The sequence below is a fragment of the Marinihelvus fidelis genome, from assembly GCF_008725655.1.
GTDB lineage: Bacteria > Pseudomonadota > Gammaproteobacteria > Xanthomonadales > SZUA-36 > Marinihelvus > Marinihelvus fidelis.
In genome coordinates, this window is sequence record NZ_VYXP01000013.1 from 30,120 (window position 1) to 54,650 (window position 24,531).

The 24,531-nt window shown below is 65.3% G+C and carries 35 protein-coding genes; 11 read left to right on the forward strand and 24 right to left on the reverse strand.

From position 1 onward, the window contains the following. Nucleotides 1-5: 5 nt before the first annotated feature. The 8 genes from F3N42_RS14750 to F3N42_RS14785 all read left to right on the forward strand — a co-directional run bounded on the left by F3N42_RS14750 (nt 6) and on the right by F3N42_RS14785 (nt 7,209). Nucleotides 6-989 carry a fumarylacetoacetate hydrolase family protein gene (locus F3N42_RS14750; RefSeq protein ID WP_150865430.1) on the forward strand — a complete coding sequence of 328 codons (984 nt, stop codon included), beginning with the start codon at nt 6-8 and terminating at the stop codon, nt 987-989. Further along, the gene (gene maiA, locus F3N42_RS14755; RefSeq protein ID WP_150865432.1) at nt 979-1,647 is read left to right on the forward strand and encodes a maleylacetoacetate isomerase; all 669 of its coding nucleotides are present in this window, start codon (nt 979-981) and stop codon (nt 1,645-1,647) included. The genes F3N42_RS14750 and maiA overlap by 11 nt, the downstream gene beginning before the upstream one ends. A gap of 62 nt (nt 1,648-1,709) precedes the next feature. Further along, nucleotides 1,710-2,075: a DUF4398 domain-containing protein gene (locus tag F3N42_RS14760; RefSeq protein WP_150865434.1), complete on the forward strand. Its 366-nt coding sequence runs from the start codon at nt 1,710-1,712 to the stop codon at nt 2,073-2,075. Further along, complete coding sequence (locus tag F3N42_RS14765) at nt 2,072-3,052, forward strand: OmpA family protein (protein WP_150865436.1); 981 nt, start codon at nt 2,072-2,074, stop codon at nt 3,050-3,052. Before F3N42_RS14760 ends, F3N42_RS14765 begins: the two co-directional genes overlap by 4 nt. A gap of 264 nt (nt 3,053-3,316) precedes the next feature. Continuing rightward, nucleotides 3,317-3,532, forward strand: coding sequence for a YdcH family protein (locus F3N42_RS14770; RefSeq protein WP_150865439.1), 216 nt, complete (start codon nt 3,317-3,319; stop codon nt 3,530-3,532). A gap of 101 nt (nt 3,533-3,633) precedes the next feature. Further along, nucleotides 3,634-5,001, forward strand: a complete 1,368-nt coding sequence (locus F3N42_RS14775) for a pyridoxal-phosphate dependent enzyme (RefSeq protein WP_150865442.1) — start codon at nt 3,634-3,636, stop codon at nt 4,999-5,001. A 25-nt stretch (nt 5,002-5,026) separates the two neighbouring features. Continuing rightward, nucleotides 5,027-6,199 (forward strand): trans-sulfuration enzyme family protein, encoded by a 1,173-nt coding sequence (locus F3N42_RS14780; RefSeq protein WP_150865445.1) that lies wholly within the window; start codon nt 5,027-5,029, stop codon nt 6,197-6,199. Between the two features lie 11 nt (nt 6,200-6,210). Beyond that, entirely contained in the window at nt 6,211-7,209 is a 999-nt protein-coding gene (locus F3N42_RS14785) for an Lcl domain-containing protein (RefSeq protein ID WP_150865448.1), read from the forward strand. Here F3N42_RS14785 and F3N42_RS14790 read toward each other — a convergent pair. The 12 genes from F3N42_RS14790 to F3N42_RS14845 all read right to left on the reverse strand — a co-directional run bounded on the left by F3N42_RS14790 (nt 7,200) and on the right by F3N42_RS14845 (nt 13,094). Continuing rightward, complete coding sequence (locus tag F3N42_RS14790; protein ID WP_150865451.1) at nt 7,200-7,688, reverse strand: hypothetical protein; 489 nt, start codon at nt 7,686-7,688, stop codon at nt 7,200-7,202. The genes F3N42_RS14785 and F3N42_RS14790 overlap by 10 nt on opposite strands. A gap of 9 nt (nt 7,689-7,697) precedes the next feature. Next, complete coding sequence (locus F3N42_RS14795) at nt 7,698-8,081, reverse strand: hypothetical protein (RefSeq protein WP_150865453.1); 384 nt, start codon at nt 8,079-8,081, stop codon at nt 7,698-7,700. 61 nt (nt 8,082-8,142) lie between these two features. Beyond that, entirely contained in the window at nt 8,143-8,955 is an 813-nt protein-coding gene (locus F3N42_RS14800; RefSeq protein ID WP_150865456.1) for a hypothetical protein, read from the reverse strand. A 141-nt stretch (nt 8,956-9,096) separates the two neighbouring features. After that, nucleotides 9,097-9,603: a hypothetical protein gene (locus F3N42_RS14805; RefSeq protein WP_150865458.1), complete on the reverse strand. Its 507-nt coding sequence runs from the start codon at nt 9,601-9,603 to the stop codon at nt 9,097-9,099. 5 nt (nt 9,604-9,608) lie between these two features. Further along, nucleotides 9,609-10,043: a cupin domain-containing protein gene (locus F3N42_RS14810; RefSeq protein ID WP_150865461.1), complete on the reverse strand. Its 435-nt coding sequence runs from the start codon at nt 10,041-10,043 to the stop codon at nt 9,609-9,611. Then, complete coding sequence (gene sugE, locus F3N42_RS14815) at nt 10,040-10,360, reverse strand: quaternary ammonium compound efflux SMR transporter SugE (protein WP_150865464.1); 321 nt, start codon at nt 10,358-10,360, stop codon at nt 10,040-10,042. Before sugE ends, F3N42_RS14810 begins: the two co-directional genes overlap by 4 nt. A gap of 24 nt (nt 10,361-10,384) precedes the next feature. Further along, nucleotides 10,385-10,813: a hypothetical protein gene (locus F3N42_RS14820; RefSeq protein WP_150865467.1), complete on the reverse strand. Its 429-nt coding sequence runs from the start codon at nt 10,811-10,813 to the stop codon at nt 10,385-10,387. 68 nt (nt 10,814-10,881) lie between these two features. Continuing rightward, nucleotides 10,882-11,091 carry a helix-turn-helix transcriptional regulator gene (locus F3N42_RS14825; protein ID WP_150865470.1) on the reverse strand — a complete coding sequence of 70 codons (210 nt, stop codon included), beginning with the start codon at nt 11,089-11,091 and terminating at the stop codon, nt 10,882-10,884. Beyond that, on the reverse strand, nt 11,084-11,479 hold the full coding sequence (locus F3N42_RS14830) for a hypothetical protein (RefSeq protein WP_191621460.1): 396 nt from the start codon (nt 11,477-11,479) through the stop codon (nt 11,084-11,086). The genes F3N42_RS14825 and F3N42_RS14830 overlap by 8 nt, the downstream gene beginning before the upstream one ends. Before the next feature lie 111 nt (nt 11,480-11,590). Then, the gene (locus tag F3N42_RS14835; RefSeq protein WP_150865476.1) at nt 11,591-12,094 is read right to left on the reverse strand and encodes a GNAT family N-acetyltransferase; all 504 of its coding nucleotides are present in this window, start codon (nt 12,092-12,094) and stop codon (nt 11,591-11,593) included. Next, nucleotides 12,091-12,522, reverse strand: a complete 432-nt coding sequence (locus tag F3N42_RS14840; RefSeq protein ID WP_150865479.1) for a hypothetical protein — start codon at nt 12,520-12,522, stop codon at nt 12,091-12,093. Before F3N42_RS14840 ends, F3N42_RS14835 begins: the two co-directional genes overlap by 4 nt. Further along, nucleotides 12,519-13,094: a YdeI/OmpD-associated family protein gene (locus F3N42_RS14845; RefSeq protein ID WP_150865482.1), complete on the reverse strand. Its 576-nt coding sequence runs from the start codon at nt 13,092-13,094 to the stop codon at nt 12,519-12,521. The genes F3N42_RS14840 and F3N42_RS14845 overlap by 4 nt, the downstream gene beginning before the upstream one ends. A gap of 206 nt (nt 13,095-13,300) precedes the next feature. Between F3N42_RS14845 and F3N42_RS14850 the strand changes: the two genes are divergently transcribed. After that, a complete protein-coding gene (locus F3N42_RS14850; protein ID WP_150865485.1) occupies nt 13,301-13,834 on the forward strand; it encodes a hypothetical protein in 534 nt (177 codons plus the stop codon). A 1-nt stretch (nt 13,835) separates the two neighbouring features. Beyond that, entirely contained in the window at nt 13,836-14,660 is an 825-nt protein-coding gene (locus tag F3N42_RS14855) for an SDR family NAD(P)-dependent oxidoreductase (protein ID WP_150865488.1), read from the forward strand. 22 nt (nt 14,661-14,682) lie between these two features. Here F3N42_RS14855 and F3N42_RS14860 read toward each other — a convergent pair whose 3' ends face one another. Genes F3N42_RS14860 through F3N42_RS14885 form a run of 6 tightly spaced genes read right to left on the reverse strand, consistent with a single transcriptional unit; the run spans nt 14,683 to nt 18,784 of the window. Then, complete coding sequence (locus F3N42_RS14860) at nt 14,683-15,171, reverse strand: DUF2165 family protein (RefSeq protein WP_191621461.1); 489 nt, start codon at nt 15,169-15,171, stop codon at nt 14,683-14,685. 7 nt (nt 15,172-15,178) lie between these two features. After that, complete coding sequence (locus tag F3N42_RS14865; protein WP_191621462.1) at nt 15,179-15,979, reverse strand: YbaY family lipoprotein; 801 nt, start codon at nt 15,977-15,979, stop codon at nt 15,179-15,181. Between the two features lie 59 nt (nt 15,980-16,038). Next, nucleotides 16,039-16,410 carry a VOC family protein gene (locus tag F3N42_RS14870; RefSeq protein WP_150865498.1) on the reverse strand — a complete coding sequence of 124 codons (372 nt, stop codon included), beginning with the start codon at nt 16,408-16,410 and terminating at the stop codon, nt 16,039-16,041. Nucleotides 16,411-16,456: 46 nt separating this feature from the next. Continuing rightward, a complete protein-coding gene (locus tag F3N42_RS14875; protein ID WP_150865501.1) occupies nt 16,457-16,876 on the reverse strand; it encodes a hypothetical protein in 420 nt (139 codons plus the stop codon). A 4-nt stretch (nt 16,877-16,880) separates the two neighbouring features. Then, entirely contained in the window at nt 16,881-17,570 is a 690-nt protein-coding gene (locus tag F3N42_RS14880; RefSeq protein WP_150865504.1) for a response regulator, read from the reverse strand. Next, nucleotides 17,567-18,784, reverse strand: a complete 1,218-nt coding sequence (locus F3N42_RS14885; RefSeq protein WP_150865507.1) for a sensor histidine kinase — start codon at nt 18,782-18,784, stop codon at nt 17,567-17,569. The genes F3N42_RS14880 and F3N42_RS14885 overlap by 4 nt, the downstream gene beginning before the upstream one ends. Before the next feature lie 133 nt (nt 18,785-18,917). Between F3N42_RS14885 and F3N42_RS14890 the strand changes: the two genes are divergently transcribed. Continuing rightward, entirely contained in the window at nt 18,918-19,742 is an 825-nt protein-coding gene (locus F3N42_RS14890) for a DUF2306 domain-containing protein (protein WP_150865510.1), read from the forward strand. 87 nt (nt 19,743-19,829) lie between these two features. Here the strand turns inward: F3N42_RS14890 and F3N42_RS14895 are convergent, their stop codons facing one another. Genes F3N42_RS14895 through F3N42_RS14920 form a run of 6 tightly spaced genes read right to left on the reverse strand, consistent with a single transcriptional unit; the run spans nt 19,830 to nt 24,524 of the window. Further along, nucleotides 19,830-20,819 (reverse strand): NAD-dependent epimerase/dehydratase family protein, encoded by a 990-nt coding sequence (locus F3N42_RS14895; protein WP_150865513.1) that lies wholly within the window; start codon nt 20,817-20,819, stop codon nt 19,830-19,832. Nucleotides 20,820-20,832: 13 nt separating this feature from the next. Next, nucleotides 20,833-21,441: a DUF1294 domain-containing protein gene (locus tag F3N42_RS14900; protein ID WP_191621463.1), complete on the reverse strand. Its 609-nt coding sequence runs from the start codon at nt 21,439-21,441 to the stop codon at nt 20,833-20,835. Beyond that, complete coding sequence (locus F3N42_RS14905) at nt 21,441-21,941, reverse strand: DNA-deoxyinosine glycosylase (protein ID WP_150865519.1); 501 nt, start codon at nt 21,939-21,941, stop codon at nt 21,441-21,443. Before F3N42_RS14905 ends, F3N42_RS14900 begins: the two co-directional genes overlap by 1 nt. Nucleotides 21,942-21,948: 7 nt before the next feature. Further along, nucleotides 21,949-22,407 carry a nuclear transport factor 2 family protein gene (locus F3N42_RS14910; RefSeq protein WP_150865522.1) on the reverse strand — a complete coding sequence of 153 codons (459 nt, stop codon included), beginning with the start codon at nt 22,405-22,407 and terminating at the stop codon, nt 21,949-21,951. 34 nt (nt 22,408-22,441) lie between these two features. Next, nucleotides 22,442-22,687 carry a hypothetical protein gene (locus F3N42_RS14915; protein ID WP_150865525.1) on the reverse strand — a complete coding sequence of 82 codons (246 nt, stop codon included), beginning with the start codon at nt 22,685-22,687 and terminating at the stop codon, nt 22,442-22,444. Then, the gene (locus tag F3N42_RS14920) at nt 22,680-24,524 is read right to left on the reverse strand and encodes a DUF885 domain-containing protein (RefSeq protein ID WP_150865528.1); all 1,845 of its coding nucleotides are present in this window, start codon (nt 24,522-24,524) and stop codon (nt 22,680-22,682) included. Before F3N42_RS14920 ends, F3N42_RS14915 begins: the two co-directional genes overlap by 8 nt. Nucleotides 24,525-24,531: the final 7 nt, after the last annotated feature.

Here is a 24,531-nt window from a genome sequence, read left to right on the forward strand (position 1 = left end):
CATTCATGAAACTCGGATCGCTCAAACACGGCCGCGACGGCCGTCTCGTCGTGGTCAGCCGCGACCTGGCCCGCTGCGTGGAAGCCACCGGCATCGCCCCCAGCCTGCTCATTGCCCTGGAGGACTGGCGTCGCACTGAGCCGCTGCTGCGTGCCCTGGCGGACGACCTGGAACACGACCGCGCCGATGGCGTCATGGAGTTCAACCCGGCGAACGCCGCCGCGCCGCTGCCGCGGACCTGGGAATTCCTGGACGGCAGCGCCTACCTGCCGCACGTCGAGCGCGTGCGCGCCGCCCGTGGCGCGACGGTGCCCGAGTCGTTCTATGACGACCCGCTGATGTACCAGGCCACGGCGTCGGGTTTCATGGGCCCGCGCGACGCGGTGCCGGTGGCCGATGAGAGCTACGGTATCGATTTCGAGTCCGAGGTGGTTGTCGTGACCGGTGATGTGCCCATGGGTGCCACCGTGGACGAGGCCGCAGCGGCGATTCGCCTGGTCGGCCTGGTCAACGATGTCAGCCTGCGTAACCTGATCCCGGGCGAGCTGGCCAAGGGCTTCGGCTTCCTGCAGTCCAAGCCGCGCTCCGCGCTGTCGCCGGTGTTCGTGACGCCGGATGAACTGGGCGGGTACTGGCGCGACACGGTGCTGCACCGGCCGCTGCTGTCGACACTGAACGGCGAGGCGTTTGGCCATCCTGATGCCGGCACCGACATGCAGTTCAATTTCGCGCGCCTGGTCGAGCACGCGGCCAGGACCCGGCCGCTGGCCGCCGGCACCCTGGTCGGCTCCGGCACCATTGCCAACCAGGACACCGGCGTTGGCGCGTCCTGCCTGGCGGAGAAGCGCATGCTGGAGATCATCGCCGACGGCAAACCGGTCACGCCGTTCATGCGTTTCGGCGACAGCATCCGCATCGAGATGCTCGATGACGATGGTGACAGCATCTTCGGCGCCATCGAGCAGGTCATCGAAAAGTATGAGCACTGAGCGGCCTCGACTTCACGGCTACTGGCGCAGCACGGCCGCGTACCGTATCCGTATCGCGCTCAACCTGAAGAAAGTCAGGTATGAAAACGTGCCGGTGGACCTGGTGCGTGATGGCGGCGTACAGCACACCGATGCGTTTCGCGCGCTGAATCCCGCCGGGCTGGTGCCGGCGCTCGAGATCGACGGCCATGTCCTGACCCAGTCGCTGGCGATCTGCGAGTACCTGGAGGAGACCCGGCCGGAGCCGCCGCTGCTGCCTCACCTGGCCAGCGAGCGCGTGCTGGCGCGGACCATCGCCCTGGATGTCGCCTGCGAAATCCATCCGCTGAACAACCTGCGTGTGCAGCAATACCTGAAAGGCCGGCTCAATGCCGATGACGCCGCCGCGCGGGAATGGATGCACCACTGGATGGCCGCGGGATTCGGCGCCATAGAAACCCGCCTGGAAGCCTGGGGTCGCGGTGGTGACACCTGCCTGGGCGGAGCGCCGGGTGTGGCCGATATCTTTATCGTTGGCCAGGCCTACAACGCCGACCGTTTCGGCTTTTCGCTGCAGCCATACCCCCGGGTCGAGCGCGTTGTGCGTGCGTGCGGGGCGCTGCCCGCGTTCGCCGATGCCGTACCCGAAGCCCAGCCCGACGCCCCCGCCAACGACTGAACGGTTCACCCCGGTCCCCGCATCGTTCATAATCCGGGTGAGTTTCGTAACCCGGCAGTCACATGGCCCGATTCATCGTCCTTCTCTCGTTTGCCCTGCTCGTGGGTTGCGCGGCGCAGCCGCCCGGCCCGGAAATCTTCGAATCCGCAGAGCGCGCCATTGCCGCCGCCGAGCAGGCGGGGGCCGAAGAGCTTTCGCCCGTTGAACTGCGTTTCGCCCGCGAGCGCTTGCAGCTGGCGAGAACCGCCGTTGAGAACCGCAAGTACGATGCCGCGCTGTTCGCGATCGAGCAGTCCGAGATCAACTCCGAACTCGCCATCGAGCAGTCACGCACGGCGCGCGAGCGCCGGCGGCTGAATGAACTGCGCCGCTCCAACGAAGAACTGCAGCAGGAACTGACCGGCATTTACGGGGAGGACTTCGAATGAATACCCCGCGTCTGCTGACCGTCGCCCTGGCCGCGGCCCTGCTGGCCGGCTGCCAGTCCGCGCCCAAGAAGGACCTGGCCCTGGAGCGTGTACGTAACCAGCTGAACCAGCTGGAGTCGGACGAGAACCTGGCCGGGCTCGCTCCGCTGGCCGTTGGCGAGGCCGAGCGCGCCCTGCGGGCCGCCGAGCAGGCCACCGGCGACGTTGAGCGCCAGCACCTGGTCTACATGGCCGAGCGCCGCATCCAGATCGCCCGCGCCATGGCCCAGCGCGAGCAGTTCCGCCAGGAGTACACCGCCCAGGACGCCGAGCGTGGCCGCATGCTGCTGAAAGCCAGCCAGCTGGAAACGGAACGCGCCCGCCAGGAAGCCGAGCAGGCCCGCCTGCTGTTCGCCGCGTCCAGTGAAGATGCCGAACGCCTGCGCCAGCAGAACCAGGCCGCGCTGGAGCAGGAGGCCGAGGCCGCCCGCCGCGCCCAGGAGGCCCAGGCCGAGGCCGAGCAGGCCCGCCGCCTGGCCGAGTCGCACGCGTCTGAAGCCGAATTGGCCCGCCGCGAGGCCGACCTGGCCGTCGCGCAGATGGGTACGCTCAAGCGCCAGCTGGAAAACCTGCAGCTGCGCGAGACCGAGAGCGGTGTGGTCGTCACGCTGGGCGATGTGCTGTTCGAGAGCAATGAAACAGCGCTGAAGGAAAGCGCGCGCGGCAGCCTGGTCGAAGTCGTCGACCTGCTGCAGACCGAGCCCGAGAAGGCCATCCGCATCGAGGGCCACACGGACAGCACCGGCAGCGCCCAGGCCAACCTTAACGTGTCACAGCGCCGCGCCGAGGCCGTCCGCGACGCCCTGGTCGAACTCGGTGTCGACGTCACCCGCATGAACGCCATCGGCATGGGCGAGGATTACCCCCTCGACAGCAACGAAACCGAAGAGGGCCGGGCGGTGAATCGCCGCGTGGACGTCATCCTGCTGGATGAGTGACGCGTTACGCGTGACGCGTGAAGCGGCTTAAGGAGCCGCCGCTTGCGGGATCATCGAGATTACGATAACGTGTGAGTCGTAATCATGGATTCCATCCACTTCAATACCGGGGTTCGCGAATGAGGCCAGCAGCATTGTCTGCTGCACACTGGCCGGAAGCGGGTTCCGCGAATCCAAATTTTTCCTACCTTGTCTATCGACTCACGGCGCGCGCGTCGGGTGTTGCCCGCGCGTGCGCGCCTGCATGCCAAATGGAGGACGCCAATGTTTGAACATCGCCAGCCTGAAATGCAGAGAATGCTGAAGGAAAACGAGGATTTTCGCCGTCTTTACAACCATCACCAGACGCTCGACAAGCGCGTGACGGCGGCCGAACTGGGTTCGGCACCGATGGAAGACCTGGCGCTGAACCAGCTGAAAAAGGAAAAACTGCGTTGCAAAGACCGGCTCGACCGGATGCTGTCGCAGCAAGTGCACTAGAGGAGGGGGGAAGCCACGGAAAACGGCCGGGGCGACCCGGCCGTTTTTCTTTTGGGCGGGCGGTATAATGCGCGCACTTTACGCCTTCTTGGTGATCCGTCATGAATGTTCACGACAGCGTCCTGGACCTGATCGGCGATACGCCCATCGTCCGGGTCAACCACTTCGATACCGGTCCCTGCGACCTCTACATCAAGCTTGAATCCCAAAACCCTGGTGGCTCCATCAAGGACCGCATCGGCCTGAAAATGATCGAGGACGCCGAGCGTGATGGTCGGCTAAAGCCCGGCGCGACGCTGGTGGAGGGCACGGCCGGCAATACCGGCCTGGGCCTGGCCCTGGTCGCGGCGCAGAAGGGCTACCGCCTGATCCTGGTGATCCCCGACAAGATGAGCCGGGAGAAGATCTCCAACCTGCGCGCCATGGGCGCCGAGGTGGTGCTCACCCGCTCCGATGTCGCCAAGGGTCACCCGGCCTACTACCAGGACCTGGCGAAGAAGCTGTCCGAGGACATCGACGGCGCGTTCTTCGTCAACCAGTTCGGCAACCCGTCCAACCCGGCCGCCCACGAGGAGGTCACCGGCCCCGAGATCTGGCGGCAGATGGGCGGCCAGCTCGACGCCCTGGTGCTGGGTGTCGGCTCCAGCGGCACGGCGACCGGCCTGTCGAAGTATTTCGCCCGCGAGGCACCGGAAGTCGAGCTGGTACTGGCCGACCCGGTAGGCTCCATCCTGGCCGAGTACATCAACGAAGGCCGCCTGAACGAGAAAAGCGGCAGCTGGCTGGTGGAAGGCATCGGCGAGGACTTCCTGCCGACGATCAGCGACTTCAGCCGCATTTCCCGCGCCTATGCCATCACCGACCGGGAGAGCATGGAGACCGGGCGCGAACTGCTGCGCCGCGAGGGCATCCTGGCCGGGTCATCCACCGGCACGCTGATGGCCGCGGCACTGCGCTACTGCCGCGAGCAGACCGAGAAGAAGACGGTGCTGACTTTCGCCTGCGATACCGGCAACCGTTATCTCTCCAAGCTGTACAGCGATTTCTGGATGCGTGACCAGGGCTTCGACGAGCGCGAAACCCATGGCGACCTGCGCGACCTGGTGGCACGGCCGTTCGCCAGCCACGATACCGTCACCGTCGGCCCGGACGAACCGCTGGCCAATGCCTACCAGCGCATGAAGCTGTACGACGTATCGCAGCTGCCCGTGGTGGAGGATGACGACATCGTCGGCATCATTGACGAATCCGACCTGCTGATGGCGGTTCTGGGTGACGACTTCGACCAGCCCGTTCGCGAGGCCATGGTCACCGATCTGAAGTTTGTCGACGTCAAGGACGAGGTGGGCTTCCTGCTGCCGATTTTCGCCCAGGACTACGTGGCCATCGTCAAGGACGGTGATAAGTTCATCGGCCTGATCACCCGGGTCGACCTGCTGCACCACCTGCGCCGCCGCGCGGACGACTGACCGTCAACCGGATCAAGGACACGCCATGAGTGACAAGAAATCAAGGGGCATCGGCACCCGCGCCATTCACGCCGGCCAGGCGCCCGACCCGTCGACCGGCGCCGTGATGACGCCGATCTACGCCACCTCGACCTACGCCCAACGCAGCCCGGGTGACCACCAGGGCTGGGAGTACTCGCGCTCGCACAACCCCACCCGCAAGGCCTACGAGGACTGCGTGGCCGACTTGGAAAGCGGCCAGCGTGGCCTGGCGTTCGCGTCGGGCATGGCGGCCACGTCCACGGTGCTGGAGTTACTGGATACCGGCGACCATGTCGTTGCCATGGATGACCTCTACGGCGGCACGTTCCGCGTCTTCCGCGGCGTGCGCGAGCGCAGCGCCGGCCTGTCGTTCACCTTTGCCGCCATCGAGGACCCTGACCGGTTGCGCCAGGCCATGCGCCCGGAAACGAAGCTGGTCTGGGTGGAAACCCCCACCAACCCGATGCTGAAGCTGGTGGATATCGCCCGGGTGGCCGATATCGCGCACGAGAACGGCGCGTTGCTGGTGGTCGACAACACCTTCGCCACGCCGTGCCTGCAGCGGCCGCTGGAACTGGGCGCCGATATCGTCGTGCATTCCGCCACCAAGTACCTGAACGGCCATTCCGACATGGTCGGCGGCCTGGCGATCACGGCCAGCGCGGAGCTGGGCGACCGCCTGTGGTATTTGCAGAACGCCACCGGCGCGATCCAGGGCCCGTTCGACAGCTTCCTGGCCCTGCGCGGCCTGAAGACGCTGCACCTGCGCATGGCCGCACACTGCGCCAATGCCCGCGCCATCGCCGAGACCCTTGCCGGAGATGACCGTGTCGAGCGCGTCATCTACCCGACGCTTGCCGGTCATGCCAACGGCCACCTGGTCGACGCGCAGATGGGCGGGCAGGGCGGTGGCATCGTCAGTATCGTGCCCCGTGGGGGCGCCGATGCCGCGCGCCGATTCATGGAGAATGTGAAGCTGTTTACCCTGGCCGAATCGCTGGGCGGGGTCGAAAGCCTGGTCAATCACCCGGCGGTGATGACCCATGCCTCGGTGCCGCGCGAGCATCGCGAGGCGCTGGGGGTGACCGACGACCTGGTACGCCTGTCCGTGGGCGTCGAGGATCTCGACGACCTGCTGGCCGACCTGGACCAGGCGCTCGCGGCAGCCAACGGATAAAGGAGAACACCATGCGAATCACCCAAAGCCTGTCCGGCCTGTTGATACTGGCCTGTTCGATCCCGGCCACGGCGGGTGATTCCGCGTCGCCCGCCGATGCGTTCATGGCGGCGTTCGAGCCGCACTGCGGCCAGGCCTACGAGGGCCGGGTCGTGGTGGATGAGCCGTCAGAAGGCGACAACGCGTTCACCACCAGCACGCTGGTCATGCATGTCGCCGAATGCGGTGAGCAGGAGATTCGCATCCCGTTCTTCGTCGGCGACGATCGCAGCCGAACCTGGGTGCTGACGCAGACACCGGATGGGCTGCGCCTGAAGCACGACCACCGCCACGAGGACGGCAGCGAGGACGCGGTGACCTGGTATGGCGGCACCGCGACCGAGTCCGGCACGGCCACGCGCCAGGCCTTTCCGGTCGATGCCGAATCGGTCGCCATGTTCGAGCGCGAGGGGCTGGTGGCCTCGGTGAACAATGTCTGGGCCATGGAAATCGAGCCCGGCCAGCGCTTCATGTATGAACTGTCACGGCCCAGCGGCCGGCTGTTCCAGGTCGAGTTTGACCTGTCTGAACCCGTGGCCACGCCGCCACCGCCGTGGGGCGCCGAGACCGTTGCCGACCCGTCACAGCAACTGGTCTGGGCCGCCGCCACCAATGGTGAAGACATCAAGTGGCGCGAAGCCGTGGACTACTGTGCCGACCTGGAGCTCGCCGGTCACGACGACTGGCGACTGCCCTCCCTGGCCGAGCTGGAAACCCTGCACCAGGCCGACGCGCGCGGTGGGGAGAGCATTCGCAGCCCCTTCGCTATCGGCGGCTGTTGCCTGTGGAGCAACGAGTCACTGGTCGACCGGCCGGCCGAGGATGGCGATGAAATCGGCGGCAGCCCGGACCGCTACCAGTGGGGGCTGATGTTTGACGGCAAACTGCACTACTACGCCGTGGATATCTTCGATGACGGCCGCGCCCTGTGCGTGCGCGAGCCCGGCTCACCGGGCGCGGCTCACCAGTAGCCGATTAGCCGCCCGCAGGTCACCACGCCCAGCCAGGTCAGCAGCGACACCGCGCCGCTGACGCGCAGCACGGCGACATCACCAGACGCCGCGGCCTGGCCGGTTTTTGCGCGTTGCCAAGCGCCCAGGCGCTGCACCACCAGCACATTCACCAGCGCCACGCCGATCAGCGGGAACTTGGTGTAGAGGAACGGGTTGCCGTGGTACTCAGTGGTGTTGAACGACAGCATCATCACGCCGCTGATGGCAGCCAGCACGAAACCGATGACGGCCAGCGGCACGGTCGCGCGCACCAGCGGGGCGGTGCCGATCGAGCGCCAGGCGCCCATCAACCGCAGGTCCAGGATCAGCACCGACCCGAACAGGGTCGCGATCCCCAGGATATGGGCCAGGTTCAGAAGTCCGTACGTCCAGATGCCCATGCCGCGCAGCACCTGCGCCAGCGCGGAGCCTTCCAGCCAGGCCATCCACTCGTACATGGCTTCGGCTTACTCCGGTGGGTAGACGTCGAACACCTGGTCGTCCCAGACCACGCGCCGGACCTTGGCCTCGAACAGGTCGGGGTCTTCGTTGCGTTCGCCGTAAACGGTGACGGTGGCGCCTTCCGGGATGATGTCCTCGCGCAGGCCGGCGCGGTGGGTGCGCGGCCCCGGCGCCAGGGTGATATCCCATACTTGGCCTTCGGCGTCGCGAATCTGCATGGTGCCGTGGGCGCCCGCGAGTTTGACCCCGGTGACCACGGTGCCCGTGACCTCGATATCACCGGCAGTGTTGCCGGACCAGCCGTGGTGGGCGAAGGCCGGCATGGTGGCCAGCACCAGGGTCAGCAGCATGGCGGCAAGGCCGGTGGCTGCGTTGCGTTTCAGTGACATGGCGGCGCTCCCGTTGTGTGGTGACCCGATGATATCAGGTCACCCGCCGGAAGCACGGTGGTCAGCTGCCGGTCACCTGCACGTGATCGAGCAGCCCTTCGAGCTCAAGGGCGATACGCTGGCGCTGGTATGCCAGGGTCGCACGGCACAGAATGGTCGCCGCGCCCAGCGCAACCAGCGCGGCGGGTATCGCCAGCCATCCAGCCAGGCCATAGCCCAGCACCAGCGCCGGCATGCCCAGACCCATGCCCCAGCCCATCGCATGGCCATTGCGGACCTCGCTGATGTCCAGTGTCAGGGTGAGCAGTGAGGATCCGGGCCCGACCGGTGCCGCGACCAGTTCCAGGTGACCGAACTTCGCCAGCTCGTGACCGTGCCCGCTCATGTCCAGCGACCGTTCCAGCCGGCGTAACCAGCTCTTGTCCGCCGTCCACACCGCGTAGGACTTGCCCTTGCGGATGGGCCGGAGCTGCTCCTGGTCGCGCAAGCGGGCCTCGACACGTTCTTTCAGCCGCAGCGGGTCGCCATCAATCACGCGCTTGACCCGCACCCATGGCGGACCGATGAGTTTTGAAAGCCACGGCATGAGGTCGCGTGACCTGGGCGTCAGCGCCTCCGCGCGGACTTCGGCAATGGCACGCCGCACATGCCGGGCGTCGAGCCCGACCTCACCCGCGATCGAGACGATCTCGTCTTCGCTCATTTTGCGGCCACTGGATTCGCCCGCCGCGTACTGCAGCGCACTGGCGCGCGCGACAATCTGTTCCAGCTGTTCGGCCGGCAGGTCGAACGGCGCTGACTGCGTCGATGGATCGAGTTCTTCGTGCCCATCCACGGACTTCAGCCTGGGGCGTGCGTTGTTGTCTCCTGCCACGGTGGTTGCTCCTTTGCGGTGAACGATTCCAAAAGGTGATGCAAAAGCCGGGCCAATAATTAAGTCATTGAAATATACATGGAAAACATGGGTGTGCTGTGCTGTTCACCGCCAGGTGTGGCGAAAACTGCGAGAAAGTGGCTAGTCGGTTTCCTTATCCGGGAAAAGCGGCTGGGATGGCGGGGGTTCGGGTCTTAAGGATTGCCTGAACTCGTATTCGCGCATCGAGCCGATCTCGATGGCGGGGTGGTCACATGCGCTCAACCAGAAGCGTGACGCCTCTTGACCGGGAAAAAACAGGTAGGTTTTGCCCTCTTCAACCGCGGCGCCACATCCGTAGGCCGAGCCGCCTGTAAACATCGGTGTGCCGGTCGGCCACTCGCCTTTTACAACGTGGGCGGTCGTCACTTCGATACGCTGGGCTTTCTTGCACTGATAGCCGCTCGTTCCGGTCTTGCAATCCATCTCCTGCCATTCGGACCGGGATACCGTGGCCTGAATGATCACATCGGCGCCGTTCCAGAGGTCCTGCGCGTCGACGGGTGCACACATGCAGGCCAGGACATCGGCCGACAAAGTGACTGAAAGACACACGATGGCCCGGAAGAACAGGCCAATGCGATGGCCGGGGCTTTGCCGGGTCAGCACCAGGTCTATTCCTCCTTCTCCACCAGTTCCTCACCCACGGCGCCAGCATAGAACACCAGGATCTCGACCGGCTCGGGGTGCTCATTGATGCCCTGGTGCCAGGTGTGCACGGTCTCGGTAATGGTCTCGCCGGCCGACAGCTGCAGGGTTTCACCCGTGCGCGTGACCACCTTGAGTCGCCCGCTGAGCATGTAGCCGGCGTTGATCACCGGGTGCCGGTGCCAGGGCAGGATGGTGTTGCCGGGGATGGTGTACTTGAGAATGGTGATTTCCGGCGTGCCCTGGGGATAGCGCGGCAGGTCGACACCGTCCCAGCTGGTGGTTGTCCTGGCCAGTTCCTTAACCGTCACCGCCTTGGGGGCCTCGTCGCGCGCGATGGCCGGTGAGGCGACGCCCAGCACGAAGAGTGCCAGCAGGCCGGTACGTGTCGCGAGCATCATGACGGCGTCGACAGTTTCAGGCCGACGATGCCGGCAATGATCAGCATGACGCTGGCCATGCGTGCCACGGTAGCCGGCTCCTTGAACAACACGATGCCCAGGATCACGGTGCCGACCGCGCCGACACCCACCCAGACACTATAGGCCGTGCCAACCGGCAGTGATTTCATGGCCACCGCGAGCAGCCACACGCTGGCGGCCATGGAGGCCGCGGTGCCGATGCTCGGCCACAGACGGGTAAAGCCCTCGGTGTACTTCAGGCCGATGGCCCAGCCCACTTCCAGCAATCCGGCAAGAAAGAGAATTCCCCAGGCCATGTCGCCTCCAGTTGGGTGTCCGTTCTACGTTGGCGTTGACGTTTTCGACAGGCGGTCCGCGCGCCAGGCGCGCAGGTCCGGCTGCTCGCAGTACAAGTGCTCAATGTAGCCATTGCGCTCAAACCAGAATACCTCAAGGTCCCACAGGCAGAAGGAAAATCTTGAGGGATCTTCAATCCAGCCGTTCGGCGTTTGCACCGACACCGAGGTGAACAGTTCGTTGTCGTTGCCCCACCAGGCCAGCACCAGGTACGCGCAGGACGCCCCTTCGTGGAAGATGGCAAAGGCCGCCGTGGCCGGCCAGTCGATGTCACGCGCCGCCTTGATCTCTGACAGCCGTTCCCGGTAGGGCGCGGGGTCCACCGCGGCGCCGCTGGCGGAAATGGTGTACAGCTTGATGCCGTCTTCGTCACACCAGCCCGGTGCGCTTTCAATGGCCCTTGGGTGGAACATCGGTGTTCAGCCTATCAGCGTTGGAACGGCCCACATTGCCACAGCTGTCGGGAAATGTATCGCCTTGTTCAGCGCAGGCAGAAGATGTCCTCGACGCGGGTGTCGAGGGCCCGCGCCAGTTTCAGGGCCAGGATGGTGGAGGGAACGAAGACGCCGTTTTCCACGGTGTTAATGGTCTTGCGGCTGACGCCGATGGCCTCTGCCAGCTCTGCCTGGGTCATGCCCGCGGCAGAGCGCAGTGCTTTCAGTGTGTTATCCAGTTCGGGGTGCTCAGGCATTGACCCGCTCCAGGATGGCGAAGGCATAGAGCGGGACGGCCACGCCGGCCATCAGTACCAGCTGGGCGATATCGCCGCCGCTGAGCGGCCAGTACAGGTTGGCCGCGAACAGGGCACCGGCGGCCACCAGCATGGCCCAGTAGCCGGCGCTGAAGGCCCGGGCGCGGTTGGCCTGGACCAGTTCGTCTTCCAGCGCGGCGCGGTCCTGCGCCGAGGCCCTGCGCACCAGGTAGCGGCTTTTCGACAGCAGGAATACCAGCCCGGCGGCCCAGACCAGCAGGCCGGCCAGTGACACCGCCCGTGCGACCGGGCTGGCGCCATCGGCCAGGCGCGCGAACAGGTCCATGGACGGTATCTGCCAGACCAGGAAGCTGGAAGCCATAATCATTAACAGGACCCGGCGGCGCCGGGATTGTCGTTCGACGTCATTACTCATAGTAGTGCTCCGTTATGTAACTTACGGGTTACATTATGTCGAGCCATGAGTGTAACGTCAAGGTTACATATCGAACGCGACGTGATAACTGACCGTGGCCGTCGGGACCGTGGCCGAGAATCTGATCGCTTGGAAGTATTCAGCGGGTACACCGGGCAGGACCAGGCTGTCGATGGGGCGGAACCCAAACCGCCCGTAGTAATCCGGATCGCCCAGCAGCACGCACCCGGCGGCACCGGTTTCACGCAGGTTTTGAAGCGCCGCCCTGACCAGTGCGCTACCCACGCCGTTTCGTTGTTGCGCGGGCAGCACCGACACGGGTCCGAGTCCATACCAGCCGTCAGTGCCGTCGGACAGGCTGACGGGTGACAGGGCGATGTGGCCAAAGAGCTGCGATTCTGACGCGTGATCGGCCACGGCAACCAGGGAGACCGTCAGCGCACCGGCCTGGCGCAGGGCGTCAACGATTTTGGATTCCGTACCCGAACTGTGCACCGCGGTGGCGAAGGCCTGGTCTGTGATCGAGCGGATCGCGTCCTCATCGCCCGGTTGTTCCGCCCTGATCACAGTGCGGCAACGTGCCTTCTATTACCGGCCACCAGTCGTGCCGCAAGCCACGCCATCGGCAGGTAGGCGACCACCAGGTCCAGCGTCATGAACCACGGCGGCGCGGGCAACATCATCGCATTGGTGATGCCGCCGAGCAGGAAGAACACGCCGATGATCATCGCCACCAGGTAACGGCGCGTTTCGGCGATCAGGACCGCGACCAGGGCTCCGACGAAGGTGCCCAGGGCATGGGCCAGGAACGGAAAGACAAAGTGGCGCGGCTCGAACAGGTGCATCGAGGCCTTCAAGCCATCGACAGTAGTGACATCTGCGCCGGCCGGCGGCGGGATGATATTGCCGCTGAGCGTGACCAGGCCCATGTTGACCGCGCTGCCGACCAGCAGGCCAGCGACCACGGCGAGGATGTTGCGTACGGTGGTGTTCATGGTTTGTTCTCCCGTGTGGCGGGTTCTGCTGCCCGCGGTGCTGACAGGGCCTTGCTGTAAAAACCCGATGGATCGAAGCAGCAGACCCGGCGCTTGCCTTCGGCCAGCATGTCGCAGGCGTCGTGGATCCGTTTTGTCTGCGTCCGGGCCTGTTTCGCGGAAGTGATCCAGTGAACCCAGTCGACCCGGGCGATATTCGTGGTTTCGGCCCAGGTGGCGGCGGCGTCCGGGCGGGTCTCCAGTGCCTCGCGGAAATCTTCCGGGATGGCCGGGTCAGGTTCGTTTTCAACCGGCTCAATCGTGATGGAAACGCGGTCGCCGGGCCTGGCGTTGGCGGCTTCGGCCAGCGAGGGGACTACGCGCATCCAGTGGCTCTTTCTACCATCTGGTTCCAGCAGGGTCTCGAATGGTGCGCCGTTCAGCAGACCCCTGGCCGTGGTGCGACCTCGCCGGGGCAACTGGTCGCTGGCTGGTTTTGGCAGCACCAGGAAGAACCATGGTGGGTCTTCACCGGGGTCTGCGGGTACCTGGAGGGTGGTTTTGAAGCGGGTGGGTTTGTCGGGTCGTGTCATATTAAGTAACAGGTTGCGTGTTAACTCGTCGTTGCCAGGTGGCCTTTGCGTTGGACCCGTTGCCGCTTGATCATACGCTTACAGGGAAAAATGTTCATGAAGTGGCATCGGGCTTCATGATCTGGTTGAATTCCGCTCGAACTCGGAACCCTAGGCACAAGGAGTGCGTGATCGTGCGGGATAGTGACACCCAGGAACCCATTGCATTGAACCGATGGCGCGGCGCATTTGTCTGCCGGGTGATCGGTATTCCCGCGTTGCTCGCGGGCGCGTGGGTGCTCTGGTTAATGGCCCAGGGCGATGTCCGCCCATCCGCCATCAACCTGGTGCAGTTTTCCGTGGTGTTCTTGCTGGGCCTGTTCCTGGTCATGCTGCACCGGCGAGTCGATATCAGCGCGCTTGGCGTGACGATCCGGACACGATGGTTGTTCTGGACACGCCGCCGGGTCATACCGGCGGAGCGGGTTCGGCGTCTTGAAGTCAGCGCCAGCGGTGAATTGCACAGTGGCCAGGTCGGCGCGGACAGCGGTGGGAATTCGTCGCGGAACTACTACGACATGACCCTGTATGACACGCATGGTGTTGCGCTTTGCAACCTGAATCCGCAGGTGCTGTTCGCGCGTCCCGACCAGATTGCTGACTGCACCCGGCTGGCCCGCGAGGTGGTACGGGTCCTGGGCTGTGACCTGGTCCTTGGCGAGCCAGTGCAGAATGACCTGCCTGGCAACGGAGTGTTATGAGATGAAAAAGACCCTGTTGATCACCGGCGCAACCGATGGCATTGGCCTGGAAACCGCGCGCCACCTGGCATCTGAAGGCCATCGGTTGATTCTCCACGGGCGCAGCCCGGACAAGCTCGAGCGCGTGCTGGCTTCGCTACGCGACGGCGATGTGCGCGGCGAGATCGCCGACCTGTCTGAGCCGGTGCAGGTGCGCGAATTGGCCGCGCGGCTTGTGGCAGAAGGGCAGGTAATTGATGCGCTGGTGAACAATGCCGGTGTGCTGGCCATGTCCAACCCCGCGACGTCCAGTGGGGTTGATGCCCGGCTGATGGTCAACACGGTTGCGCCCTGGATCCTGCTGCATGGACTGTTGCCGGTGCTGGCGCCGGACGCGCGGGTGGTCAACGTGGCCTCGGCCGGCCAGCAGCCGGTCGACCTGGCGGCCTTTCGCGGCGAGCGGCAGTTTGACGAGGACTACACCGCCTACGCGCAGAGCAAGCTGGCGCTGACCATGTGGTCGATGGAACTGGGGCGCCGCTGGTCTTCCCCCAAGCCGGCTATCGTGGCGATGAATCCGGGCTCGCTGCTGGCGACCAAGATGGTCAAAGAGGCCTTCGACCGGGATGGCCGTGACGTCGGCATTGGCGTCCGCGGCCTGTCGATGCTGGCGGTCGGCCCCGAGCCCTTGCGGCGCGGCGGCTATTTCGACAGCGACAAGGGTGCCGGCGAGTACGGCGACCCGCATCCGGACGCGCTCGACCCGGCCAGGTGCCAGGCGCTGATCAGGGTGCTGGAAGAAATGACGGAAACGACGGGGTCAGAGTGGGGTCAGAGTCGACTCTGACCCCACTCTGACCCCATGCTCGCTAACGGTCCGGACTGTTGACGAACAGCAGCACCAGCGCGCTAACGGCACCGTAGATAAACGCGCCTTCGAACGAGCCGGTACCCACCGGCGTCTGCCACATCTGGAACAGCGCGCCGCCGACCACCACGAAGCCGCCGAACCAGGTCACCATTGCCGTCCCAGCCCCCAGGATCGCGAACGTCTTGGCGCCGTTAAACGTCGAGGCGTCGGCCTTGCGTGCCTTCCACAGGTCCCAGGCGCCTTTAAGCGACAGCGCGCCAACCAGGAACTCGAAGGTCACGATGGTCAGCAGCGCCAGCGTGACCAGCGCCGGTGAAGTGATCGGTGGAAAAATGTGGTTGCTATAAACCTCATGTCCGGTCTGGCCCAAGACGTAGCCGATCGCGCCGATGGCGGTGTCCCAGTTGGCCAGGTTGCCGGCGACGTACAGCCAGCCCTGAAGGCCGACGAAAACGACCAGGATGATTTTGAGTATGCGTATGCTCATGGTTTTCTTACTCCATGTAACGGGATTCGAGTTCCAGGACGACGACATCGTCGCCGTCGCGCAGCTGGAGTTGCTCACCAGCGACCTGCCATAGAATTACCTCACCCAGCGCCTGGTGGAGCGCCTGCTCCTGCTCCATGCCCTCGGGGCAGGCCATCATGGTGCCGGCCATTTGCTTGAAGGTGAGTTGGTCTCCGTTCACCTCGTAGCCGCCCATCATCGAATTGCAGCCACCGTGGCCACTGACGCGCTGGTCATCCGGATGCAGGATCAGGTGCGGTTCGCGCTGGCGTTCCGCCACGGTGACGGGCTCGCCGCGGATCGACATGACCTTCCAGTAGGTATTTTCGAGCGATGCGTTCGATGGCGGCGGCGTGGCCACGCGTACGAGCAGCATCTCGACGGTGTCCGGCGCGCCCTGGGTCAAAACGGGGTAGTGCGTGTCAGTGGTGAACATCAACCGCCCTTCGTGTTCGATGCGCGCGCGGACCGCGTAGCGGTGGCGTGGTTCGATGTCGGCGGCGTCATAGGAAATCTCAAACGCGATGGGCGGCCCGGAAGGCGCCTCGAAGCCGACCCGGCCAAGCACCTTTGCCGGCGCATCGGCCAGCGACACGTCCTCGAGCGTGGCCTCGAACGCGGCGCCCGGTGGTAGCGCGATGCGCTCGCGATAGAGCGCCGTGCCGGACACGGTGGACGTGGTCTCCTGGGTCATCTCGGTCTCCGGTGTCGATGTCGTCGTCGTGTCACAGCCAGCCAGCATGGCGGCCATGAACATCAAAGAGCAGGTCTTGGTGACGGGTTTCATTAACGGGCCTCGTTTGATGTGAAAGGTCATTGGTCGCGTGCGGAGTTTTCAGTCCGGCATCATTCTGCATCCCACTGGGCCAGGTGCAGCAGCACGCCGCAGGGGTCCCAGACATAGGTGACCAGCGCGCCGTAGGGCTCGGCCTTGGGCGCGGACACCCGTGCCGTGGGAAAGCGCCCGGTGGCCAGCACCTCGGTGATGGCCACGTGGCACGCTGCGGCGTCCTTCACGCTGATGTGCAACATGCAGTTCTCCGCCCAGTCCTTGACGTAGTAACGCTGGACATAAAACTTCGACCCCGCGAGCGCGAACAGCGCCAGGTTGTCATCCGCCCAGGTCAGTTCGCAGCCGAGCGCCGCGTAGAACGCCTTCGACAGTTCAAAATCCTGTGACGGCACGAAAGAGCAAAGTTCGGTGGCCTGCAGGTTCATGGGCTTACTTTAAGCCAGCCCAATGCCGAATCCCAAAACACGCGGTTCAGGCCGGTGATTGCTGTGCCGGCCAGCGCAGCCCCGCGCGCACGGCCACCAGCACCAGGAATTCGCACACGACCAGCGACGTGAACAGCCCCACCGGGTGGCCCGGCACGCCGGTGACCAGCAGGAAGAGGAGGTAGGCCAGCGTCAGGCCGTTGCCCGCCAGGGCCGCATAAAGGCTGGGGCCGGAGCCGGACCAGAGCGGCTTGCTGGCCGCCAGGTTGACCAGGCCGGCGGTGGCCAGGATGGCGGCGGGAAGGATCAGCGTCCATCGGCGCGGAGTGGGCTCGATCCCGTCGCTCCACACGGCCTGGGCGACGGCCTGCAGGTGGCCCCAGGCACCCAGCAGCAGGAACACGCCCAGCAGGGCCGCGCCGAGTGCGGCAAGGCGCGGTAGCCAGTTTTTGGCCGATGCGGTCATCGGCTCAGTAACCGATGTCCGTGGCGCCAGCGCGTGCCAGCCCGGACTCGTAGGCGAACACCACGGCCTGGGCCCGGTCGCGCAGCCCCAGTTTCGACAGGATGCTGGAGACGTGGGTCTTCACGGTAGCGGCGCCAATGGACAACGCGGTTGCGATTTCCAGGTTGTTCATCCCGCCGGCGATGGCGGCCAGTACTTCGCGCTCACGATCGGTGAGTCTTTCCAGGCGGTCGTCCAGGTTGTTTGACAGCGTCGGGCCTTCGGCGAATCGTGCGATCAACCGCCGGGTGATGTCCGGCGACAGCAGCGCGCCGCCCTCGGCGACCACGCGCACCGCGTTGACCAGTTCTTCCGGCGGGATGTCCTTCAGCACGAAGCCGCTGGCGCCGGCACGCAGGGCGCGGTAGACATACTCGTCCGGGTCGAAGGTGGTGAGGATGACCACGCGGGGCGCAGGCGCGTCACGGCTGCCCGCCTGCGAAAGGATTTGCGCCGTGGCTTCCAAACCATCGAGCCCGGGCATGCGGATATCCATCAGGATGACATCGGGTTTGAGCCGTTGTGCGGCCTCGATGGCCTGCAGGCCATCGGCGGCCTCACCGGCGACCTGGATGTCCGGTTCGTGGTCCAGCATCATGGCGAAACCCCGGCGTACCAGGGCCTGGTCATCAACGACGAGCACCCGAAGGCTCACGGTTCGTCCCCCGCCAAGGGCAAGGTGGCGCGGACTTCAAAACCCCCGTCTTCAGCGGGACCGGCGGCCACGGTTCCGCCCAGCATTTCGACCCGTTCCCGCATGCCGACCAGGCCGTGGCCCTGGCGCTGGTGTGCGGGCAGGTCGGCGTTCTGCGCGGGAACGCCGCCGCCCGAATTTACGACGCTGATCTCGATTTGCGCTTCACGTTGATCCACCCGTGCCGTGGCGCTCGCACCCGCCCCGGCGTGCTTGATGACGTTGGTCAGGGCCTCCTGGATAATCCTGTAGATGGCCAGGTCGAGCCGGGCGGGCAGGCCGGGCAGGTCTTTGGGCATCTGCAGGGTTACGGTGGGACCGGCCTCGTTGACCCGCTCGACGAGTCGCGGCAGGTCGGCGGCGCCGGGTTGTGGCCCGAGTTTATCGCCATCAGCGGCCGGGCGTAGTACGCCCAGCAGATGACGCATTTCCGCCAGCGCCTGGCGGCCCGCCCGCTGCACGGCGGTCATGGCCTCGGCCGCGGCGTCGGGGTCTGTGCGGGCCACGGTCTGCGCCGCACCGGCCTGCACCGTCATCAGGCTGAGCTGGTGGGCCACCACGTCATGCAATTCGCGCGCGATACGCGTGCGTTCTTCGGCCACGGCGCGCTCGGCGCCAGCGGTTTTCTCCCGTTCCAGGGCGGCCGCGCGTTCTTCGAGTACCCGCAGATATTCGCCACGGAACCGGACCCGGCGGCCGATGTACCACAACAGCATCACCAGCCCGGCCGCGATGACGCTGCCCACGCTGGGCGTGCCCAGTACCATCAGGTCGGTCGCTACCCAGGCCAGTGCCGCCAGCATGCCCAGCAGGCTCTGCCGGTCGTCGGCGGTGTAGCGGCCCAGCGCGTAGAGCGAAAACACCAGTGCGAACACGCCGCTGGTCATCGAACCCAGGTAGGCCAGGATGGACGCGGCCAACACCACGCCATGCACCGTTACCGGGTGGCTGCGGCGCCAGAGCAGGGCAAAGTTGCCGACGAACACGCAGGCGAACGTGGCCACGTCGGTCAGCGTTTCAATGCGGACGCCGTCGTCCTCGCCGCCGCTGGACCACAACATCAGGGTCAGTGCGAAGGACGCGGCGGCGATGACCAGGTCGGCACCGTGTGGCCAGCGTTGGAAAGGGCCGCGCAGGGGTTGCCAGACCCGGTCAGCATGGACGGAGCCGTTCATCGGCACAGGTTAGTCCAGTGCGGTTGATGCTGTCATCCGCCAAATGGGGGAGGGCGGTCTCCGTCCCGCGGCCGATGTGCGCGTGGCAGGCGGTTTGCACAATGGATCGCGAAAACCGACTTGGAGATGACGGATGAGCGATTTGGCAATGGATACCCGGTTGGCCAGGGCCGGAGGGGCGAAGCGGGCCGTGAACCTGGTGACACGAGCGTGGTTCGTGGCCGCCGCGCTCGGCCATGGCGTGTTCCTGGTCTACATCCTAGCGGTGTTCTTCCCGCCGATTGCGACCGAGGGGCTCGATGGCCTGCGTGGCATGCACCTGCCGGCCGGCTTCCGCGAAGGTGAGTTCCTGGGCAACCTGGCCGCCGCCAGCCACGTGTTGCTTGCGGCGATCATCATCGGCGGCGGGCCGCTGCAGCTGGTGCCCGCGATCCGGTCGCGCTTCCCGGCCTTTCACCGTTGGCTGGGCCGCAGCTACCTGGTCGCCGCGGTGCTCAGCGCCCTGGCGGGCCTGTACATGGTCTGGACCCGCGGCACCGTCGGGGGGCTGGTAGGCCACCTGGGGATCACGCTGGATGGGGTGCTGATTCTCGTCTTCGCCGCGTTCGCGCTGCGCTACGCACTCGCCCGGCGTATTCGCGAGCATCGCCGCTGGGCGCTGCGCCTGTTCATGGCTGCCAGCGCGGTGTGGTTCTTCCGCGTCGGCCTGATGGGTTGGGTCATGCTGACCGGCGGCGCCGGCGTCGATTTCGAGACGTTCACCGGCCCGTTCCTGACCGTGCTGGGCTTTGCCCAGTACCTGCTGCCGCTGGCCATGCTGGAGTGGTATTTCCGCTGCCAGGCCCGGCCCTCGGCGCGTGGTCAATGGCTCTACGTGGTCACACTGGGCGTGCTGACGGCGTACATGTGTGTGGGCATCTTCGCTGCCGCGATGGGGCTGTGGCTGCCGCGGCTGTAGGCGTAACGTTTGCAGGGCGGACTCAGAGTCTACTCTGAGTCCGCCCTGACCCCACCCTGACCCCACCCCGAGCCAATTAAAACTCGTTCAGAAGCCACCTACAGGAAACGGCTCGTCCTCAAACTGATCCGAGTGGTAGCCCTTCGAGCCGACCCGTCGGGCCAGTTCGCTTCGATAGTCTTCCCCGGCGCGCAGGTGCTCCAGCGCGGCCTGGAAGGTGTACCGCGGCACCCAGCCCAGCACACGTTGGGCGCGGGTGCTGTCGTACACGCGGTCAAACGCGTCCGGCAGGGTCCAGCCGAGTTGCTCGTAGGTCGATGCGTATTTCGGCACATATCCGGCCAGAACCGAGGGCGCATCGGTGGCTAGTGCAGCGGCATCGCTACGCCGGAACGGCGACGGTGCCGAAAGGATCAGCTTGTCGAAGCCGATGGCGCCGGCCTTTTCCGCCGCCAGCAGGTGCGCCGAGACCAGGTCGGCGATGTCCGCGCGCCGGTTCAGCAGTTCGTTGACCTTCAGGTTGTCACTGTCGAAGGCGTCGCGCTTGCCCTTGTCGTCGTCATCTTCGGGAAAGAACCTCGAAGTTTTCAGCACCAGGCATGGCAACCCGGTGTTGCGGTGGAACAGCGCGCACAGGTCCTCGGCCGCGCACTTGGTCACGCCGTAGATGTTCTTCGGCCGCGGCCGCAGGTCCTCGGTCACCCACACCGCGGGCTCACCCGGCGCCGGCCGCAGCGCGTCACCAAACGTGCTGGTGGTGCTGGTGAAGATGAACGCCTTGCAACCCTGCGCGACCGCTTCTTCCAGCAGATTCAGCGTGCCGGTGACATTGGTGTCGACGAAATCCTGCCGGCTATGGGTGCCGACATGCGGCTTGTGCAGGGTCGCGGTATGGAAGATGACGTCGACACCGGCCAGGCAGTCACGCACGAAGGCCCGGTCGGTGATGGAGCCAGTGAAATCGGTATGCGGCGAAGGCTTGACGTCCAGGCCAGCAACGTCCCAGCCGTGTTCGGCGACGCCCAGCATCATCGCTTCGCCCAGGTGGCCGGCGCTGCCGGTGACGAGTGCTTTCATTCGCTGGCTCCTGTCAGCGCCCATTGAAACCGTCGGCAAGGCCAAGTTGCCCGGGCAGCCATTCGGGCGCCCACAGTAGCGCGATGCAGTTCAGCCCCACCACGAACCAGAACGTTATTTGAAACGATGGCTTGCTGGATTTGTGCCGGAACACCTGTTGCGCCAGCAGCGCGCCAGGCCAGCCGCCGGCCAGTGCCAGCCCCTGCAAGGTGGATTCGGGTGTCCGCTGCGCGCCTCGCTTGGCGGCCCACTTGTCCAGGCCGTAAAACACAAACGTGATAGCGCTCACTGCGCCATAGGCCCAGGGCAGCCAGTGCGGGTATCCGCGTTGCTGGACCAGCCACCACAGCGCCACGAACGTGCCGAGCGCGATGACCGAGAGCGCCACTCGCTTCGAACCCAGTTGTCCTGCGACGGCGGTCGCACCGGTTCGCCTGACGCCTGTCGCGCGGACCTTGCCGTCCGATGCCTTCGAAACGCGGTATCGAACCGACTCCCCCACCATGGGCCGCCGTCCGCGGGCGAAATCACTGATATGAAAGAACACCTGCTGGCCCGCAGATTCGGGTTCGATGAACCCGAAACCCCGGTCGTCGTTCCACTTGATGATCCGGCCCTGCATCACTGCCCCCGAATGATCCGACCCCAGGCGTCGGTTTTGGCCGCCAAGCTTACCGCATGCGCAGGACTCGATGAGGGCAGCCGCACCAGGCGGAATGCATGCGCCCCCAGTCCCGGCAGAACCAGGCGATTGAACGATTTCTCCGCCTCCGCGCCATTGAACGCCACGCAAGCGATATCCGGGTGGGCTGCGAAGAAGGCAGGAAAGTCATTGGGTACCCGCGACCCGGTCTCGATGGCGCTGTCCAGGCTACCCGGCCGCACGCAGGCCTGGAGCACATCCCACACGGCGACACCGGCCGCTTTAAGCGATTCCACCCGCACTGGATACGGTGCAGCCGCATCAAAACCGAACAGCTGTCCCATGATCGGCCAGAACGCGTTGCGCGGGTGGGCGTAGTACTGGCCGGTCTGTAGCGAGGCAACACCCGGCATGCTGCCCAGTACCAGTAGTCGCGCGGAAGGGTCCGCGATGGGCGCGAAGCTCCGGACGGCGCTCAAACCACCGTTACTCGCTGTACTTGCGGATCACGGCCACCTTGCCATCCTCGATTTCGAGCACTTCCAGGGTATCGTATGACTGCTCGATGGTCTCGCCGGTCTGCGGGTGAACGCCACTGCTGGCGGTGGAGTAGGTGATCACCACCACGTTATAACCGGGGGTCACCATTCCCAATTCCGCCGAATACGCCGTGTGTGCGCCCAGGTAGTAGGTCATGCCCTCGCGCATGTCGGCCTTGCCGGTGGGGTGGCGGGTACTGTCGGGGTCGTAAGGCAGGTGCTGGTGGCCGACGTCATCGGTCAGCAGCGACAGGTAGTTCTCCAGGTCCGCCGCGGTTGCATTGGGCGCCTGGGTGGCGGTCCAGGCGTTGAAGTAGGCCTGGCCGAATGCGCCCAGGTCGATGGCTTCGGCATGCGCGGGCACGGCGCTGGCGAGGGCGGCGAGCGCCACGAGTAGTTTATTCATGGTGATTCCCCTGGGAGTCTGCCGAACAGTTACATCAAACCGGGATAATGGCTTCGGCCTTCCTGCGTGACCAGATGCCCAGCAGGATGAACGGTGCCGGCAACAGGACCAGGCCACGCAGGTCCCACAGCACCTGCCACACCTTTGGCGAATGGCCAAGCCCTTCGGTCGGCTGGTAAACACCCATCACCAGGATATTGGCCAGAAACCACCCCGCGATGGCAAAGGCGATATACGAGGCTGCCGTCCAGGCGCGGCGTTTGAAGTTCAGCTTAATCATCGGCCGCGTCACCCAGCATGAACTCGCGAATAGCGAAGAACGGCGGCGAGCCGGCGCCCACCAGGCGCTCGTTGAAGTCCTTGTAGTTGAACGCCGGGCCCAGCTTTTCCTTGTACTCGGCCAGGATCTGCTCGATGGCGTACTGGCCGGCGAAGTAGCTGGTCAGCTGTACCGAGCTGACCTTGGCGCGGGTGATTTTCCCGGCGGCCTCGGCCTGCTCCTGGAAGCCCTTCTCGACCATCAGGGCCAGCGCCTCTTCCTCCGGCCAGTCGCTGCGCTGCAGCCTGATGTCGATGATGGCGTTCATCACCGAGCGCAGCTGCATCTTGTCGTCGACCATCAGCTGGATGTCGTGGCCCCAGGGCTCGTCTGGGTAGACGGTGTAGCCCTGCTCGATCATCTGGCTGGTGATGAACGAGGCCCAGCCCTCGACCATGGCGCCGTTCCAGAATACCTTGGGGATGGTGCGCTCGGCGCGGTTGGAGTACTCCAGCTGGACGAAATGTCCGGGCACGCCCTCGTGGATGTAAACCACGGCCAGGGCGGGGCGGTTGTATTCCTTCAGGAAATCCTCGGCGCCGGCCAGCAGCGGCAGGTCCCAGAACCACACCGACTCCAGCTCCGGCTCGAACGGTGGCGCGGTGGAGATCATGGCCACGGCCACGCCTGACAGGTGCGGCGGGATGTCCTCGATGCGCAGCTTGGACGCCGGCGGCAGGTCCATCAGCTGCTCCTCCTCGACGAAGCCGATGATGCTGTCGGCCAGCGCGTAGCTGTCGGCGATGAGCGTGTCGACGGTGGAGCGGTCTTCGGACAGCTTGGTGAAGATGTTGCGCACCACCTGCTGGTCGTCGGTATCGGCAGCCGGCTGCACGGTGCCGGCTTTGAGCTCATCGGCCAGGTAGTCGTCGTGGATTTTGCGGCCGACGCTGACCAGCTCGGCGCTGCGCTCGGCCATCCATGCCTCGGCGGCGGCCAGCAGTTCATCGGGGTTCAGCGGGTAGTCCAGCTGCAGGTCGTACTTGCGGTCGTACAGTTCCTTGCCCAGGCGCCACTCGCCGTCCTCGCGCGGCACCACGGTGGTCTCCAGCCAGTTGGCGAAACCCTTAATGGACTCGACCGCGGCCGCGCAGTCGGCGGTGATCGCCGCGGCCTGTTCATTAACCAGGCCCGACGACGCCAGCAACTCCGGCAGCGTCTTGTCGAACAGGGTGCCCTCGCGGGTCATGCCCTGCAGGTTGGACAACGCGATGGCCTTTTCCATCTTCGGCGGCTGCACGGTTTCCGGCGCCAGCGTGGCCTGGGCGCCTTCAACAAAGGCCGGCGTGGCTTTGCAGCGCGCCCCGAAACTCACAAGCCGGTCGTCCAGCGGCGCGTAGTCGCGCAACACCAGTCCGGAGAATGCCGAACCCAGGCTGCCAGTCCAGCTCAGCGGGTTCTCGTAGCTTTTCAGCTCCTCGGCAATCATGCGGTCCAGCGCCACGCGCTTGGTCAGGATATGCAGGTCGATCTGGTCCGGGCGCGACAGCGCGTCCTGGTCGAAGGACGCCAGCTTGCCCTGCAGAAGTTCACGCTTGGCCGCGAAGGCTGCGCGTGCCGCCGGCGTCGCATCGGGCATGCGGCGGTCGTAGTAGTACGTGTCGTCGTCACGGCCATGTACGCCGAACTGCGCCGCCCCGGTCGGGTCTTCTTCCAGCAGCAGTTCAAGGTACAGCCGGCCGAGCCGGTCGATGCTGTCTTCGGCCTGGACGCGTGCGTCCCAGCTGTCGTTGTCAGAGGCCAGCGCTGTAGTGGTCAGCGCCAGGGCGAGGAATGCGGTCGTGGTGAGTGTTTTCATCGCTTGA

Coding starts and splice junctions, on each gene's coding strand:
- F3N42_RS14865 (WP_191621462.1), bottom strand. CDS start 15,979: ATGAAACCCGTCACCAAGACCTGCTCTTTGATGTTCATGGCCGCCATG.
- F3N42_RS14760 (WP_150865434.1), top strand. CDS start 1,710: ATGGCCCGATTCATCGTCCTTCTCTCGTTTGCCCTGCTCGTGGGTTGC.
- F3N42_RS14860 (WP_191621461.1), bottom strand. CDS start 15,171: ATGAGCATACGCATACTCAAAATCATCCTGGTCGTTTTCGTCGGCCTT.
- F3N42_RS14900 (WP_191621463.1), bottom strand. CDS start 21,441: ATGCAGGGCCGGATCATCAAGTGGAACGACGACCGGGGTTTCGGGTTC.
- F3N42_RS14840 (WP_150865479.1), bottom strand. CDS start 12,522: ATGAACACCACCGTACGCAACATCCTCGCCGTGGTCGCTGGCCTGCTG.
- F3N42_RS14810 (WP_150865461.1), bottom strand. CDS start 10,043: ATGATGCTCGCGACACGTACCGGCCTGCTGGCACTCTTCGTGCTGGGC.
- F3N42_RS14915 (WP_150865525.1), bottom strand. CDS start 22,687: ATGATTAAGCTGAACTTCAAACGCCGCGCCTGGACGGCAGCCTCGTAT.
- F3N42_RS14820 (WP_150865467.1), bottom strand. CDS start 10,813: ATGTTCCACCCAAGGGCCATTGAAAGCGCACCGGGCTGGTGTGACGAA.
- sugE (WP_150865464.1), bottom strand. CDS start 10,360: ATGGCCTGGGGAATTCTCTTTCTTGCCGGATTGCTGGAAGTGGGCTGG.
- F3N42_RS14825 (WP_150865470.1), bottom strand. CDS start 11,091: ATGCCTGAGCACCCCGAACTGGATAACACACTGAAAGCACTGCGCTCT.
- F3N42_RS14910 (WP_150865522.1), bottom strand. CDS start 22,407: ATGAATAAACTACTCGTGGCGCTCGCCGCCCTCGCCAGCGCCGTGCCC.
- F3N42_RS14770 (WP_150865439.1), top strand. CDS start 3,317: ATGTTTGAACATCGCCAGCCTGAAATGCAGAGAATGCTGAAGGAAAAC.
- F3N42_RS14765 (WP_150865436.1), top strand. CDS start 2,072: ATGAATACCCCGCGTCTGCTGACCGTCGCCCTGGCCGCGGCCCTGCTG.
- F3N42_RS14890 (WP_150865510.1), top strand. CDS start 18,918: ATGAGCGATTTGGCAATGGATACCCGGTTGGCCAGGGCCGGAGGGGCG.
- F3N42_RS14920 (WP_150865528.1), bottom strand. CDS start 24,524: ATGAAAACACTCACCACGACCGCATTCCTCGCCCTGGCGCTGACCACT.
- maiA (WP_150865432.1), top strand. CDS start 979: ATGAGCACTGAGCGGCCTCGACTTCACGGCTACTGGCGCAGCACGGCC.
- F3N42_RS14885 (WP_150865507.1), bottom strand. CDS start 18,784: ATGAACGGCTCCGTCCATGCTGACCGGGTCTGGCAACCCCTGCGCGGC.
- F3N42_RS14790 (WP_150865451.1), bottom strand. CDS start 7,688: ATGTACGAGTGGATGGCCTGGCTGGAAGGCTCCGCGCTGGCGCAGGTG.
- F3N42_RS14845 (WP_150865482.1), bottom strand. CDS start 13,094: ATGACACGACCCGACAAACCCACCCGCTTCAAAACCACCCTCCAGGTA.
- F3N42_RS14795 (WP_150865453.1), bottom strand. CDS start 8,081: ATGTCACTGAAACGCAACGCAGCCACCGGCCTTGCCGCCATGCTGCTG.
- F3N42_RS14780 (WP_150865445.1), top strand. CDS start 5,027: ATGAGTGACAAGAAATCAAGGGGCATCGGCACCCGCGCCATTCACGCC.
- F3N42_RS14870 (WP_150865498.1), bottom strand. CDS start 16,410: ATGAACCTGCAGGCCACCGAACTTTGCTCTTTCGTGCCGTCACAGGAT.
- F3N42_RS14895 (WP_150865513.1), bottom strand. CDS start 20,819: ATGAAAGCACTCGTCACCGGCAGCGCCGGCCACCTGGGCGAAGCGATG.
- F3N42_RS14750 (WP_150865430.1), top strand. CDS start 6: ATGAAACTCGGATCGCTCAAACACGGCCGCGACGGCCGTCTCGTCGTG.
- F3N42_RS14830 (WP_191621460.1), bottom strand. CDS start 11,479: ATGATTATGGCTTCCAGCTTCCTGGTCTGGCAGATACCGTCCATGGAC.
- F3N42_RS14775 (WP_150865442.1), top strand. CDS start 3,634: ATGAATGTTCACGACAGCGTCCTGGACCTGATCGGCGATACGCCCATC.
- F3N42_RS14875 (WP_150865501.1), bottom strand. CDS start 16,876: ATGACCGCATCGGCCAAAAACTGGCTACCGCGCCTTGCCGCACTCGGC.
- F3N42_RS14785 (WP_150865448.1), top strand. CDS start 6,211: ATGCGAATCACCCAAAGCCTGTCCGGCCTGTTGATACTGGCCTGTTCG.
- F3N42_RS14855 (WP_150865488.1), top strand. CDS start 13,836: ATGAAAAAGACCCTGTTGATCACCGGCGCAACCGATGGCATTGGCCTG.